This window comes from Roseateles sp. GW821-FHT09H11 (genome assembly GCF_059415845.1).
The window spans coordinates 278,875-293,226 of the sequence record NZ_JBWKOA010000004.1 but is presented as its reverse complement, the minus strand read 5'-3'; the positions used below and the strand labels follow the sequence as shown (position 1 = coordinate 293,226).

Below are 14,352 nucleotides of genomic sequence, written 5' to 3'. Positions count from 1 at the left end.
GGCGCGGCGATGCCGCACTGAACGAGAGGGCGCCGTGGGCGCCCTTTCTGCTTTTTGCGGGATGCCGTCGACGGACAACCCTCATTCGCGCAATTGGCACCACTTGACCGAGTCACCGAGAGCGCCAACTGCACGACAACGTGCGATTGGCGCGATCACGCCGCCTTGAAATCATGAGCACTCCTCTGTTGATTGGAGCGAGTCCTGATGAGCAAGAAGTCGAATGGAAAGAGCGCGAAGCCGGCCAAGCGCAAAAGTCTGTGCGAGCGCTGCGGGCAGGTCGCGAAGGCGTCGGTGAAAGTGACCGAGCCGCCGAGCTGGGCGCACAAGGTCGGCACCTTTGGGCTGCCGCGCGAAGACAGTTTGAAGGTGCATTCGCCGGAGGTGGCGTTCGAACTGGCCAAGAAGGCCGGCATCATCGACGACGAGGGGAACCTGATGCCGAGGTATCAATGAACCAGGGGCAGTTGATCCTCGCATTCCACGGCTGCGATATCACGGTTCGCGACAGGCTGGTGAAGGGGCGACTCGCGCGACTCACGCCATCCGCCAATCGCTATGACTGGCTTGGGGACGGTGTGTATTTCTTTGAAGGGGATGCAGAGCGTGCGTTGGGTTTTGCGGAGGCTTCACGCCAGCAGGCTTCCAAGCTCTACTCGGCACGCCCCATTGTTTCTCCTGCCGTCGTTGGCGCGGTGCTCTGTGTCTCTCAATGCTGGGACATGACGACGCTGTCCGGTCGGCGGGAGTACCAGTCCGCCATGGCCGAACTCAGGGTCGCGCAGAACCTGTCCGGACGCCCCATGCCGGTCAATCGACCTGCTGACGCCGAGGATGAATCCATGTTGCTGCGCGGGCTGGACTGCGCGGTGTTCAACATCGGGCACGAAATGCGTGAACGGGATGGACATCCGTCTTGGCAACTCGTTCGTGCCGCCTTCTATCAGGGACGGCCGATTTTGGACGGCACCGAATTCCGCTCGGGTACGCACATCCAATTGGCTGTGCGAGATCAGCAGTGTGTGCTCGGTTGGTTTCTTCCAGAGGGCGTAGGCTCTGCGTTGCTCAGCGATGAGGAACTGGCGGAGGCTGATGCGGCAATGGCCCGCGCCGTCCAAGCGCGCACCGCCAACAAGCCTCGCGTGAGGGCCTCGCCATGACGCCGACCACACGAAGAAGAATGAACAACGCGCCCCTCAGGGCGCGTTGTCGTTCATGCGGGGCGATCGCTCATGCGGTCTCGGCCGGTCCGGCCACGCGCACCGGCAGATCGTCCGGATCGACGGTCTTGCCCGACAGCGCCAGGTCCAGCGCGTCGTGGTCCAGCGCGTTCTCCCACTTCGACACGACGATCGTCGCCACCGCGTTGCCGACGAAGTTGGTCAGCGACCGGCATTCCGACATGAAGCGGTCCACCCCCAGGATCAGCGCCATGCCGGCCACCGGCACCTCCGGCACCACCGACAGCGTGGCCGCCAGCGTGATGAAGCCCGCGCCCGTCACGCCCGCCGCGCCCTTGGAACTCAGCATCGCCACCAGCAGCAGCGTGATCTGGTGGGTCAGCGTCAGCTCGGTGTTGGTCGCCTGCGCAATGAACAGCGCCGCCAGCGTCATGTAGATGTTGGTCCCGTCCAGGTTGAACGAGTAGCCCGTCGGCACGACCAGCCCCACCACCGTCTTCTTGCAGCCCGCCTTCTCCATCTTCTCCATCAGCGACGGCAGCGCGGACTCGGACGACGAGGTGCCCAGCACCAGCAGCAGCTCGGCCTTCAGGTAGCGGATCAGCTTCAGGATCGAGAAGCCGCACAGCCGCGCCACGATGCCCAGGATCACCAGCACGAAGAACAGCGAGGTCAGGTAGAAGCTGCCCACCAGCATGCCCAGGTTGAGCAGCGAGGCCAGCCCGTACTTGCCGATGGTGAACGCCATCGCGCCCAGCGCGCCGATCGGCGCGGCCTTCATCAGGATGTGGACCATCCGGAACACCGGCGCGGTCAGCGACTCGAAGAAGGTCAGCACCGGCTTGCCGCGGTCGCCGGTCAGCGCCAGCGCGATGCCGAACAGCACCGCGACGAACAGCGTCTGCAGGATGTTGCCGTCCGCCAGCGCGCCGATCAGCGACTTCGGGATCACGTCCATCAGGAAGCTGACCAGGGTCAGGTCGTGCGTCTTCTCGACGTAGCGGTGCACTTCCTTCTGGTCCAGGTCCGCCACGTTGACGTTCATGCCGGCGCCCGGCTGCACGACGTTGGCCACGACCAGGCCGACGATCAGCGCCAGCGTGGAGAAGAACAGGAAATAGACCATCGCCTTGCCGAACACGCGGCCGACCGCGCTCAGCTGCGTCATGCTGGCGATGCCGGTCACGATGGTCAGGAAGATCACCGGCGCGATGATCATCTTCACCAGCTTGATGAAGGCGTCTCCCAGCGGCTGCAGCTTGACGGCGAAGGCGGGCTCGAAATAGCCGAGCGTGATGCCGATCGCGATCGCGATGATGACTTGCAGGTAGAGATGGCGATACCACGGCACGGACTCGGCCGGCGCGGCGGAAGCGGAGGGGGTCAGCATGGGATACGGCTCCGGTTGCGGGTGGCCGCAGGCGCCGTCACCGGCGTGTCTGCGCACCCTGGCCGGGCAGTATCCCACCCGAGGTTTTTTCGATGCTGCGGGATCTACGTACTAACCCTGGTGCGCGAATGCCCATTCGCACCACGGGGCGCAGACCAGCCGGACGGCCCCATTGCGGGGCCGCGCCGTTCACCAACGGGCAACGAGGACGGCCACGGGGCCAGGCGCAGCGTGTCGTGCCCGGGCGGCGATCAGACCGCTTCGCCGAAGACGCGCGACTTGCCGTCGCGATCGATCGCGACGTAGGTGAGGTTGGCCTCGGTCACCTTCACCACATGCGGATTGGCCGGGTTGCGCTCGGCGAAGACCTCGACGTGCACCGTGATCGACGTGCGCCCGATCCGCGTGACCTGCGCGTAGAAGCTCAGCAGGTCGCCCACCGACACCGGCTGCTTGAAGATGAACTGGTTCACCGCCACCGTCGCGATCCGGCCGCGCGAGATGCGCGCCGGCAGCACCGATCCGGCCAGGTCGACCTGCGCCATGATCCAGCCGCCGAAGATGTCGCCATTGCCGTTGGCATCCGCCGGCATCGGCATCACGCGCATCACGAGCTCGCGCGGGCCGATGGTCTCGGGCGACAGCAGGGGCGCGCCCGACGGGTGCGCGGCGGGGCCGGCGGTGCTGGCGGGGGCATTCGGATCGGTGGAGTCGCTCATGATGGCCAAACGGTGACAATGAGCGGCATTGTCGTCCAGCATGTCCGCCCTCGCCAGGGCGGATGCCCGACTCCACGGCAGGCCCACGCTCCCTCTCCATGCGCCGTTCCACACTCGCCGGCACCACGCCGACTCCCCCGGCCCCGTCCCCGTCCGCGCCGCTGCCCGAAGGCGCCGCCGCGTCCACCGCCGCGCCCGAAGCGCGCGGCGACTGGCACACCATCGCCCGCCTGCTCCCGTACTTCTGGCGCTACCGCTGGCGCGTCGGCATCGCGCTGGCCTTCATGGTCGCCGCCAAGCTGGCCAACGTCGGCGTGCCGCTGCTGCTCAAGCAGCTCGTCGACAGCCTCGACATCCCCGCCGGCAGCGCGCAGGCGCTGATGGTCGTGCCGGTCGGGCTGCTGCTGGCCTACGGCCTGCTGCGGCTGTGCACCTCGCTGTTCACCGAGGCCCGCGAGCTGATTTTCGCCAAGGCCACCGAGGGCGCCTCGCGCAGCATCTCGCTGCAGGTGTTCCGTCACCTGCACGACCTCAGCCTGCGCTTCCACCTCGAGCGCCAGACCGGCGGCATGACCCGCGACATCGAGCGCGGCACGCGCGCCGTGCATGCGCTGATCTCGTACTCGCTCTACAGCATCTTCCCGACGCTGGTCGAGGTCGTGCTCGTGCTCAGCCTGCTCGCGGTGAAGTTCGACGTGCTCTTCGCCTGGATCACCGGCGCGGCGCTGGTGTTCTACATCGGCTTCACGATCGTGGTTACCGAGTGGCGCACCAAGTACCGCCGCCTGCTCAACGAGCTCGATTCGCACGCGCACAGCAAGGCGATCGACTCGCTGCTGAACTACGAGACGGTGAAGTACTTCAACAACGAGGACTTCGAGGCCGCCCGCTACGACCAGAGCCTGGAGCGCCTGCGCCGCGCGCAGCTGAAGTCGCAGCGGACGCTGTCGCTGCTCAACAGCGGGCAGCAGGTGATCATCGCGGTCGCGCTGGTGGCGATGCTGTGGCGCGCGACACAGGGCGTCGTCGACGGCCGCATGAGCCTGGGCGATCTCGTGATGATCAACGCGTTCATGATCCAGCTCTACATCCCGCTGAACTTCCTCGGCGTGATCTACCGCGAGATCAAGCAGAGCCTGACCGACCTGGACAAGATGTTCGGCCTGCTGGCCCGCGAGCGCGAGATCGCCGACGCGCCCGGCGCGCAGGCGCTGCGCGTGAGCGGCGCGGCGGTGCGTTTCGATGACGTGCACTTCGCCTACGAGCCGCAGCGCCCCATCCTCAAGGGCGTGAGCCTGGAGATCCCGGCGGGGAAGAAGGTCGCGGTGGTCGGCCCCAGCGGTTCGGGCAAGAGCACGCTGGCGCGGCTGCTCTACCGCTTCTACGACGCGCAGTCGGGCCGCATCGCCATCGACGATCAGTCCCTGGCCGAGGTCACGCAGCACAGCGTGCGCCGCGCCATCGGCATCGTGCCGCAGGACACGGTGCTGTTCAACGACACGATCGCCTACAACATCGCCTACGGCCGGCCCGAGGCGACGACCGAGGAGATCGAGGCCGCCGCGAAGTCCGCGCACATCCACGACTTCATCCGCCATCTGCCCCAGGGCTACCAGACCATGGTCGGCGAGCGCGGGCTGAAGCTCTCCGGCGGCGAGAAGCAGCGCGTGGCCATCGCGCGCACGCTGTTGAAGAACCCGCCCATCCTGATCTTCGACGAGGCGACGTCGGCACTGGACTCGCGCAACGAGCGCGCCATCCAGGCCGAGCTCGAGGCCGCCGCGCAGGACAAGACCGTGCTGGTCATCGCGCACCGGCTGTCCACCGTGGTCGACGCGCACGAGATCCTGGTGATGGAGCAGGGTCTCATCGTCGAGCGCGGCACGCACGCGGCGCTGCTGGCGCAACGCGGCCGCTACGCCCAGATGTGGGCCCTTCAGCAGGACGGGCAGGACCGACAGGATCCGCAGGGATAAACTCCCGCGCCGTGGAAACCAAATGGCTTGAAGACTTCGTGAGCCTGGCGGAGACGCGCAGCTTCTCCCGCTCGGCCCAACTGCGGCATGTCACGCAGCCCGCGTTCTCGCGCCGCATCCAGGCGCTCGAGGCCTGGGCGGGCGTCGATCTGGTCGACCGCTCGTCCTATCCGACGCGGCTCACCGCCGCTGGCGAGACGCTGCTCGGCCAGGCCGTCGACCTGCTCGGCAACCTGCAGGCGACGCGCAACATGCTGCGCAGCCACCAGTCGGCGGGGCAGGACATGATCGAGTTCGCCGTCCCGCACTCGCTGTCCTTCAGCTTCTTCCCCCATTGGCTGATGGAACTGCGCCAGCGCTTCGGCGAGGTGAAGTGCCGGCTCAACGCGCTCAACGTCCACGACGCGACGCTGCAGCTCAGCGAAGGCAACTGCGACCTGCTGGTCGTCTACCACCACCCCAGCCAGCCGCTGCAGCTGGACCCGGAGCGTTACGAGTCGGTCTCGCTCGGCCACGAGACGCTGGCCGCGTATGCGAAAGCTGACACAAGCGGCGCGCCGATGTTCCGGATTTCCGGACACCCGGGCCAGAAGATCCCGTTCCTCAGTTACGCCTCGGGCGCCTACCTCGGGCGATTGGTGGAACTGATCGTCAAGGGCGCGGCGCAACCGCTCAACTTCGAATCGGTCTTCGAGACCGACATGGCCGAGAGCCTCAAGGCCATGGCCATCGAGGGCCACGGGCTGGCCTTCCTCCCGGCGAGCTCGGTGAAGAAGGAAGTGAAGGCGCGCCGCCTGGTGCGGGCGGCCGAGCCCGGCCAGTACGAACTCAACATGGAGCTGCGCATGTATCGCGAGCGTCAGGGGTCGACGCGGCGGGTCAAGCCGGTCGCGCAGGCGCTGTGGAACTTCCTGACCCACGCCGAGAAAATCGCTCCCTGACCTCGATAGCTCAACCAGGCACGGAACCTGCATACGTAAGCCACGCAACAAGTCGAGATGCGTGATACTCCCTACCCAGCAAAGCGACCGGTCATGGTCTGCTCTGCCGGTTGGGGGGACCACCGTTCGAACCTCCCTCGAATCCGCTTTTTGAATCCGAACAAAGCAGGAGCATCTATGAAGAAGGCATTGCTGGTACTGGCCCTTGGCGCTGCGTTGGTTGGCGTGGCGCAGGCCGACACGCTCAAGAAGATCAAGGACACCGGCAGCGTGACCATGGGCGTGCGCGAGTCCTCGGGCGCGCTGTCGTACACGCTCGGCGACGGCAAGTACGTGGGCTACCACGTCGAGATCTGCCAGCGCGTGCTGGCCGACGTCCAGAAGCAACTGGGTCTGGCCAAGCTGGACATCAAGTACCTGCCGGTGACTTCGCAGAACCGCGTGCCGCTGGTGCAGAACGGCACCGTGGACATCGAGTGCGGTTCCACCACCAACAACCTGACGCGCCAGAAGGACGTGGCTTTCGCCGTCACGACCTACGTCGAGGAAGTGCGCATCGCCGTGAAGGCCGATTCCGGCATCACCACGATCGCCCAGCTCAACGGCAAGACCGTCGCGACGACCACCGGCACGACCTCGGTCCAGCTGCTGCGCAAGCATGAGCGCGCCACCGGCGTGGACTTCAAGGAAGTGCTGGGCAAGGACCACGCCGACAGCTTCCTGCTGCTGGAGTCGGGCCGTGCCGACGCCTTCGTGATGGACGGCCAGATCCTGGCCGGCAACATCGCCAAGTCGCGCAATCCGGCGGGCTTCAAGATCGTGGGTGAAGTGCTGTCGGTCGAGCCGATCGCCATCATGATCCGCAAGGACGACCCGGCCTTCAAGAAGGCCGTGGACGACAGCATCAAGGGCCTGATGAAGTCCGGCGACATCGCCAAGCTGTACGACAAGTGGTTCACGCAGCCGATCCCGCCGACCAACACCAAGGTCGGCCTGCCGGCCACGGCGGCGACCAAGGACGCGTGGGCGAACCCGAACGACAAGCCGGTCGAGGAATACCTCAAGAAGTGATCGGCCTCGCCTGAGTACAAGGCGCCCCGCGGGGCGCCTTGTCGCAACAGGCTTTCGTTTTGATGGATGGAGCACGCCATGGCGAGCTGGGATTGGCAGTTGTACTGCACAGACATGGTGACCGGGGAGGCCGCGCCGAAGTGTTTCGGGGCCCCCGGTTATGAGACCTACCTGGACGCGATGATCCACGGCTGGGGGTGGACGATGTTCGTCTCGGTCGCCGGCCTGCTGGTCGCGCTGGTGGCCGGATCGCTGATCGGCGTGCTGCGCACGGTGCCGAACAGGAAGCTGGCGATGTTCGGGGAATCCTGGACGGAGCTGTTCCGGAACATTCCGCTGATCGTCCAGCTCTTCGTCTGGTACCACGTGATCCCGCGCCTGTTCCCGGTGCTGGACATGCCGCCCAGCGTGCTGGTGGTGATCGCGATCGGGCTGTTCACCTCGGCGCGGATCGCCGAGCAGGTCAAGGCCGGCATCCTGACGCTGCCCAAGGGCCAGCGTTACGCGGGCCAGGCGCTGGGGCTGACGCTGCCGCAGACCTATCGCCACGTGCTGCTGCCGATGGCGTTCCGCATCGTCATCCCGCCGCTGACCAGCGAGAGCATGAACATCGTCAAGAACTCGGCGGTCGCCTTCGCGGTGAGCATTCCCGACCTGGCGCAGTTCTCGCTGCAGGCGTCGGAGCAGTCGAGCTTCGTGCAGATCTTCCTGCCGGTGACCATCCTGTATTTCGTCTCGGCCTACGCGATCAACCGCGTGGCCAAGGTGATCGAGTGGTACGTGCGCGTGCCCGGCATCCTGGGGGCGAAGTGACATGACGCAACTCGATTTCTCGTTCCTGACCTGGGATGTCCTGGTCTCGTTCGTGTCCAAGGGGCTGTGGTTCTCGATCCAGCTGACCGTCTCGGCCATGATCGGCGGCATCGTGCTGGGCACGGTGCTGGCGCTGATGCGCCTGTCGGGCAAGTGGTGGCTGGAGCGCCCGGCGGCGATCTACGTCGACACGCTGCGCTCGATCCCCCTGGTGATGGTGATCCTGTGGTTCTTCCTGCTGATCCCGTACATCGCGGGTCCGCTGGGCGCGGAGAAGACGGCGCTGATCACCTTCACGCTGTTCGAGGCGACCTACTACTCGGAGATCATGCGCGCGGGCATCCAGTCGGTGTCCAAGGGTCAGGTCTTCGCGGGGTACGCGATGGGCATGACCTACCGCCAGACCATGAGCCTGGTGGTGCTGCCGCAGGCCTTCCGCAACATGCTGCCGGTGCTGCTGACGCAGACGATCGTGCTGTTCCAGGACACGTCGCTGGTCTACGCGATCGGCGCCTATGACCTGCTGAAGGGCTTCGTGTCCGCCGGCTCGAACTTCAACCGGCCGATGGAGACCTACCTGGTCGCGGCCGCTGTCTATTTCGTGATCTGCTTCAGCCTGTCCATGCTGGTCCGCCGGCTGCAGAAGAAGATCGCCATCATCCGCTGAGGTCCGCTCCATGATCGAAATCAAGAACGTCTCCAAGTGGTACGGCCCGTTCCAGGTGCTGACCGATTGCTCCACCAACATCCAGAAGGGCGAGGTGGTGGTGGTGTGCGGTCCGTCGGGGTCGGGCAAGTCCACGCTGATCAAGACCGTCAACGCGCTGGAGCCGATCCAGGCGGGCGACATCGTCGTCGACGGCACCAGCCTGACCAACCCCAAGACCAACCTGCCCAAGCTGCGCTCGCGCGTGGGCATGGTGTTCCAGCATTTCGAGCTGTTCCCGCACCTGTCGGTGACGGAGAACCTGACGCTGGCGCAGGTGAAGGTGCTGGGCCGCAACATGGCGGACGCCAAGACGCGCGGCCTGAAGATGCTGGAGCGCGTGGGCCTGATGGCGCACAAGGACAAGTTCCCGGGCCAGCTCTCGGGCGGTCAGCAGCAGCGCGTGGCGATCGCGCGGGCGCTGTCGATGGATCCGATCGTGATGCTGTTCGACGAGCCGACCTCGGCGCTGGACCCGGAGATGGTCGGCGAGGTGCTGGACGTGATGGTCCAGCTGGCCAACGAGGGCATGACGATGATGTGCGTGACGCACGAGATGGGTTTCGCGCGCAAGGTCAGCCATCGCGTCATCTTCATGGACGCCGGCAAGATCATCGAGGACTGCACCCGCGACGAATTCTTCGGCGATCCGGAGGCGCGTTCGCCGCGCGCCAAGGACTTCCTGGCGAAGATCCTGCAGCACTGAACCTGGACGCCGCTGGCGTCCCGCGTACCGCCACGAAGGCCCGCTCCGCAAGGTGCGGGCCTTCTGCTTTCCGGCCTTCACCGGAAGGCGGAGGGGTTGTCACTCGTCCACGGCATGCATGAGCGAAAGACCCCTGGTTGAGGTCAGTGACGAGCGGCGGTCGGATCCCAACAATCGGTGTCTTCGCGATTCGACCGAACTGTGCGGCGAGCCGCACGAGGCGCGATGACATCGTGCGGGAATCCGCCCGGCAACACCTGGCACCAACCAAGGAGATCTGAATGAACATGCAAGACCATCACACCCTTCCGAGGTCTCAACAGCCGGTGACCCGGCAGGAGTTCCAGACCAAGATGGATGAGATCGATATGGAGCTGGCGTCGGCGCGTCGATGGCGCCACCTCCGTGGCAGTCTCTGGAACCTGTTCGTGGGCGGACTGAGCGGTATGGGCATCGTCATGCTGATGGTGCTGGCGGGCGTGCATTTGGGGCGGTGAGACAATCCCGCCCCATGAGCGAAACCCTTGTCCTGACCCGTCCCGACGACTGGCACGTGCACCTGCGCGACGGTGCCGCCTTGCAGAGCGTCGTCCCGTATACCGCGCGCCAGTTCGCGCGCGCGATCGCGATGCCGAACCTGAAGCCGCCGATCACGACGGCCGAGCAGGCCCTCGCGTACCGCCAGCGCATCCTCGCCGCGGTGCCCGTCGGCGTGGACTTCGAGCCGCTGATGACGCTCTATCTGACCGACCGCACCACGCCGGATGACATCGCCGCCGCCAAGGCCGCCGGTGTCGTCGCGCTCAAGCTCTATCCGGCCGGCGCCACGACCAACAGCGATGCCGGCGTCACCGACATCCGCAAGACCTACGCGACGCTCGAGGCCATGCAGAAGGCCGGCCTGCTGCTGCTGGTGCACGGCGAAGTGACCGACGGCGACGTCGATGTCTTCGACCGCGAGGCCTTCTTCATCGACCGCGTGATGCAGCCGCTGCGCAAGGATTTCCCCGAACTGAAGGTCGTCTTCGAGCACATCACGACGAAGGAAGCCGCGCAGTACGTCACCGGTGCCGACCGCTTCACCGGCGCGACCGTCACGCCGCAGCATCTGCTCTACAACCGCAATGCGATCTTCATGGGCGGGCTGCGTCCGCACTACTACTGCCTGCCGGTGCTCAAGCGCGAGGAGCATCGCCTCGCGCTGATCAAGGCCGCGACCTCCGGCAGCGCCAAGTTCTTCCTCGGCACCGACAGCGCGCCACACGCGTCGGTGATGAAGGAGAACTCGGTCTGCGGCGCCGGCTGCTTCACCGCGCTGTCCGCGATCGAGCTCTACGCCGAGGCCTTCGAGGCCGCGGGCGCGCTCGACAAGCTCGAGGCTTTCGCCAGCTTCCACGGCGCCGACTTCTATGGCCTGCCGCGCAACACCACGCAGGTCACGCTGCGCAAGACCGACTGGACGCTCCCCGAGTCCGTCGCCTTCGGCGAGGCTGCGCAGCTCAAGCCGCTGCGCGGCGGCGAAGTCATGAGCTGGAAGCTCGACTGAGTCCTCGGTCGCAAACCCGTTGAAGTGAGACGGTGGTTGGGGACGGCAGTGCGTGGGGTTCCGGAGCTTGACTCCGGGGCCCCACGCACTGGCGGCCAACGCACAGACGTCAGCAGGCAGGCAGGCGCCCTCACTTGAACTGATACGACGCCGACAGGTAGAAGAACCGTCCCCTCGGATCGGTATAGCTCGGGTCATACCCCGAGATGAAGAAGTAAGCCTGGTTCGAGAACGGCGGTGCCTTGTCGAACAGGTTCTTCACGCCGGCGCGGAGGGTGAGGGCGGAGGTGGCGTCCCACCCGCCCGACAGGTCCCAGAGCGAATATGCCTTGACCTTGTTCTTCCCGACGATCAGCCCGGTGTTGGTATCGATGGCCGAATTCTGGTCGTCGTAGCCGCTGGAGAACGAGTTGGCCAGATTGACGCTCCACGCTCCGCGGGACCAGTCGAAGTTGACGCGGTGCCGCCAGCGCTGGACGACGCCGTCGGTGACGAAGCGGCCCAGGTTGCTGATGTACGGATCCCCGTTGCCGGTCTGCTTCTTGGAGCTCAGCGTCCAGGTCCCGACCAGCTTCACCCCAAAGCGTCCCAGCGACGAGGCCGGTGAGCGGTACTGCATCGTGATGTCCAATCCCGAGGCCTTCTGCTTGCCGCGGTTTTCCTTGTGCAGCTCGATGTAGCAGATGTCGGAATCATCCGGGTCATAGTCGCAACCGGCGAGCCCCTCGTTCTCGTTGTAGCGATGCACCAGCGGCTCGTACTTGTCGAGGTTGGCGAGGATCACGTCATCGCCGATCGTGCTGATCAGGTTGCGCTTCTCGATGTGCCAGTAGTCGAGCCCGAGGCTCCATTCGGGCGTCGGATCGGTCAGCAGGCCGATCGAGAACTGACGCGACTTCTCCGGCTTCAGGTTCGGGTTCGAGTAGGTCCGCGTTTCCCAGTTGTTGGCGCAGAACCCGAGGTCGTTGTCGTTCTCCAGCATGCACACCGGATCGGGCAGCGTGGCGGTCTCGCTGGTCTTGACCGAGCGATAGAGGTCATTCATCGACGGCGCTCGGAAGCCCGTGCCGGCCGACGCCCGGAAGGTCAGGTTGTCCATCGGCGCGTAGCGCAGTCCCACCTTCGGGTTGGTCGTCGCTCCCACCTTCTGGTAATGGTCGTGCCGCAGCGCGAACTGGAGTTCCCATTCCTTGGTGATGGGCGCCAGCAGTTCGCCGTAGGCGGCCCAGACCTTGCGCGAGTTGTTCGTGAACTGCGCGTCGCCCGGCGTCGGATCGCCGAGGATCTCGTCGGAGATCAGCAGGTCGCTGGCGGCCGAACTGGACTTCTCGCGTCGCAGTTCCGCGCCGAGCGCCAGCGCCAGATCGCCACCGCCGAGTTTCATCAGGCTGCGCGTGGCCTTGACGTCGAGGCTGTCCATTGATCCGCGGGCGCTGCGCACTTCCTGGTTGATGTTGTTGTTCCGCAGGAAGGCGAGGCCGGCCTCGCTCGACGGACCGAAGGGGTTGAGCAGTCCGTCGGCGTAGGCCTGCAGGGTCTCGGTGTAGGGCAGGTAGCCGCGCACGTCGCGATCGGACACGCGATTGACGCTGTGGTTGTAGCCCCAGTCGTAGTCCCACGCGCCGACCGTGCCCGTCATGCCGACCACCACGCGACTGCCGGTGCTGATCAGCTCGCTGGCGCGGGGCCCGGCCTCCAGCATGCGGGTGCGCACGGTGATGAGGCGGTCGTCCGGCAGCGCGTCGCCCAGGCCCGTCGCGGCCAGCGCCGGGATCATCGACACGTCCAGGTCGGCGTCGATGCGGTTGCTGGTGCCCACGTACCAGCTCTTGCTGCGCGTGTAGGAGGCTTCGACGAAGGCCTCATGGTTGTCGGCGACCTTGAACACGCCGCGGCCCAGGAAGCTGCCCTTGTCGGTCTTCGGATAGAGCTCCAGGTCGCGCATGTAGTCGTAGGTGCAGCCGTCCACGCCGCCGATGCCCGCGGGCAGGTAGAGCGTGTGCGGCGGCTGGCAGTTGGGTGCGCTGAGGTTGATGTTGCGCGACGTGATCGGTTTGCCGTTGATCGCGAAGCCCTGCGACTCGAGGTAGTCGAATTGATCGCCGCCCAGCCGGATGTTGCCGGGGAAGCCCGCCGACGACAGCAGATGCGGCAACCGCTCCGGGATGCGCAGGTCCGAGATGAAGTCGCGCTGCGAGGTCCGCAGCGCGCCGGTCTTCTGGAAGTCCAGCACGCCCATCACGTTGAAGCGGTCGCGCGCCAGGTCGCCATGACCGGCGGCGATCGATGCGGTGCGCTTGCTGGCGCCGCCTTCGCCGGTCTTGCCGCCGTAGACGTCGACCTGCACGCCCTGGTAGTCCTTGCGGGTGATGAAGTTGACGACGCCGCCGATCGCGTCGGTGCCGTAGATCGCGGAGGCGCCGTCGAGCAGCACCTCGACGCGCTCGATCGCCGCGGCCGGGATGTTGTTGAGGTCGACGCCGTTGTCGTCCCCGGGCGACGCGAAGTTGGCCATGCGCCGGCCGTTCAGCAGCACCAGCGTCGAGGAGGTCCCCAGCCCGCGCAGGTTGGCCGAGTTGAAGCCCATCTGGTCGCGGAAGCCGCCGGTGCCGATGCTGACGCCGTCGGTCAGCGCGTTGCTCATCGCGGAGACGGTGGCCATGATCTCGGCCGCCGTCGTGACGCCGGCCTTGACGATGTCGCTGCGGTTGATCACCTGCACGGGCAGCGCGCCCTCGTCGGCGATGCGCTTGATCGCGGAGCCGGTGATCTGCACGCGCTGCAGCTTCTGCGGGGCGGAGGGGGCCGATGCGGCCGACTCCGGCGGCGCCACCTGCGCGTGCGCCACGCCGCACAGCGCGATCAGTGCCGCGGCCGCGCAGACGCGGGGCGCGAACGGCGGGCGATGCGTGGCGCGGCTGACGCGCGAAGTGCGGAGGGTCATGGTGGGCTCCCTGGGCCAATGGGGGTGGCTCTGTCGGACCAGTCTAGGGAGCGGACCGTCACGGACAAGGGTGATGACCCGCGACAGTCGCGACGAAGCAACTGACCTGTGACCAATGGTCACCCGTTGGGGGGTGGGGGAGGCTATGGTGGTGTGAGAAGCCGCCCCCGCGCGGCGGGAGGCTCTGACGATGTTCGATCGCTGTCTGCTGCGCCGCGCCGTCGGCGCGCTCCTGTTGTCGTGGACCGTGCTGCCGGCGCTCGCTGCGCCGCCCGCCACTCCCGCGCCGCCCCGGTCGGCGGCGACCGGGAAGACGGCCGCGCCGGCCTCCGCCTCTCCCGCAGCCTCTCCCACAGCCG

General features: G+C 66.3%; 13 protein-coding genes. 10 read left to right on the top strand and 3 right to left on the bottom strand.

Features of this window, described 5'->3' with window-relative positions:
• Window positions 1–207: 207 nt before the first annotated feature.
• Window positions 208–456, top strand: a complete 249-nt coding sequence (locus AC07PR_RS15300; protein WP_431101980.1) for a hypothetical protein — start codon at window positions 208–210, stop codon at window positions 454–456.
• On the top strand, window positions 453–1,160 hold the full coding sequence (locus AC07PR_RS15295) for a hypothetical protein (protein WP_495135771.1): 708 nt from the start codon (window positions 453–455) through the stop codon (window positions 1,158–1,160). The genes AC07PR_RS15300 and AC07PR_RS15295 overlap by 4 nt, the downstream gene beginning before the upstream one ends.
• A 70-nt stretch (window positions 1,161–1,230) precedes the next feature.
• On the opposite strand, the gene AC07PR_RS15290 is transcribed toward AC07PR_RS15295, so the two are convergent.
• Both AC07PR_RS15290 and AC07PR_RS15285 read right to left on the bottom strand, forming a co-directional pair.
• Window positions 1,231–2,571 (bottom strand): dicarboxylate/amino acid:cation symporter, encoded by a 1,341-nt coding sequence (locus tag AC07PR_RS15290; RefSeq protein ID WP_377157165.1) that lies wholly within the window; start codon window positions 2,569–2,571, stop codon window positions 1,231–1,233.
• A gap of 251 nt (window positions 2,572–2,822) precedes the next feature.
• Window positions 2,823–3,290: an acyl-CoA thioesterase gene (locus AC07PR_RS15285; RefSeq protein ID WP_483109061.1), complete on the bottom strand. Its 468-nt coding sequence runs from the start codon at window positions 3,288–3,290 to the stop codon at window positions 2,823–2,825.
• A 98-nt stretch (window positions 3,291–3,388) separates the two neighbouring features.
• Between AC07PR_RS15285 and AC07PR_RS15280 the strand changes: the two genes are divergently transcribed.
• From AC07PR_RS15280 to pyrC, 8 genes are all read left to right on the top strand, one after another.
• Window positions 3,389–5,266 (top strand): ABCB family ABC transporter ATP-binding protein/permease, encoded by a 1,878-nt coding sequence (locus tag AC07PR_RS15280; RefSeq protein ID WP_495135770.1) that lies wholly within the window; start codon window positions 3,389–3,391, stop codon window positions 5,264–5,266.
• Window positions 5,267–5,277: 11 nt separating this feature from the next.
• On the top strand, window positions 5,278–6,207 hold the full coding sequence (locus tag AC07PR_RS15275; protein WP_483109063.1) for a LysR substrate-binding domain-containing protein: 930 nt from the start codon (window positions 5,278–5,280) through the stop codon (window positions 6,205–6,207).
• A 177-nt stretch (window positions 6,208–6,384) separates the two neighbouring features.
• A complete protein-coding gene (locus AC07PR_RS15270; RefSeq protein ID WP_377157159.1) occupies window positions 6,385–7,278 on the top strand; it encodes an amino acid ABC transporter substrate-binding protein in 894 nt (297 codons plus the stop codon).
• A gap of 78 nt (window positions 7,279–7,356) precedes the next feature.
• Window positions 7,357–8,091 (top strand): amino acid ABC transporter permease, encoded by a 735-nt coding sequence (locus AC07PR_RS15265; protein WP_483109064.1) that lies wholly within the window; start codon window positions 7,357–7,359, stop codon window positions 8,089–8,091.
• Window position 8,092: 1 nt separating this feature from the next.
• Window positions 8,093–8,758 carry an amino acid ABC transporter permease gene (locus AC07PR_RS15260; protein WP_377157157.1) on the top strand — a complete coding sequence of 222 codons (666 nt, stop codon included), beginning with the start codon at window positions 8,093–8,095 and terminating at the stop codon, window positions 8,756–8,758.
• 10 nt (window positions 8,759–8,768) lie between these two features.
• Window positions 8,769–9,503: an amino acid ABC transporter ATP-binding protein gene (locus AC07PR_RS15255; protein WP_377157155.1), complete on the top strand. Its 735-nt coding sequence runs from the start codon at window positions 8,769–8,771 to the stop codon at window positions 9,501–9,503.
• 281 nt (window positions 9,504–9,784) lie between these two features.
• On the top strand, window positions 9,785–10,000 hold the full coding sequence (locus AC07PR_RS15250) for a hypothetical protein (RefSeq protein WP_377157152.1): 216 nt from the start codon (window positions 9,785–9,787) through the stop codon (window positions 9,998–10,000).
• A gap of 14 nt (window positions 10,001–10,014) precedes the next feature.
• Entirely contained in the window at window positions 10,015–11,049 is a 1,035-nt protein-coding gene (pyrC, locus tag AC07PR_RS15245; protein WP_495135769.1) for a dihydroorotase, read from the top strand.
• A 130-nt stretch (window positions 11,050–11,179) separates the two neighbouring features.
• Here pyrC and AC07PR_RS15240 read toward each other — a convergent pair whose 3' ends face one another.
• A complete protein-coding gene (locus AC07PR_RS15240) occupies window positions 11,180–13,993 on the bottom strand; it encodes a TonB-dependent receptor (protein WP_495135768.1) in 2,814 nt (937 codons plus the stop codon).
• Between the last annotated feature and the right edge of the window lie 359 nt (window positions 13,994–14,352).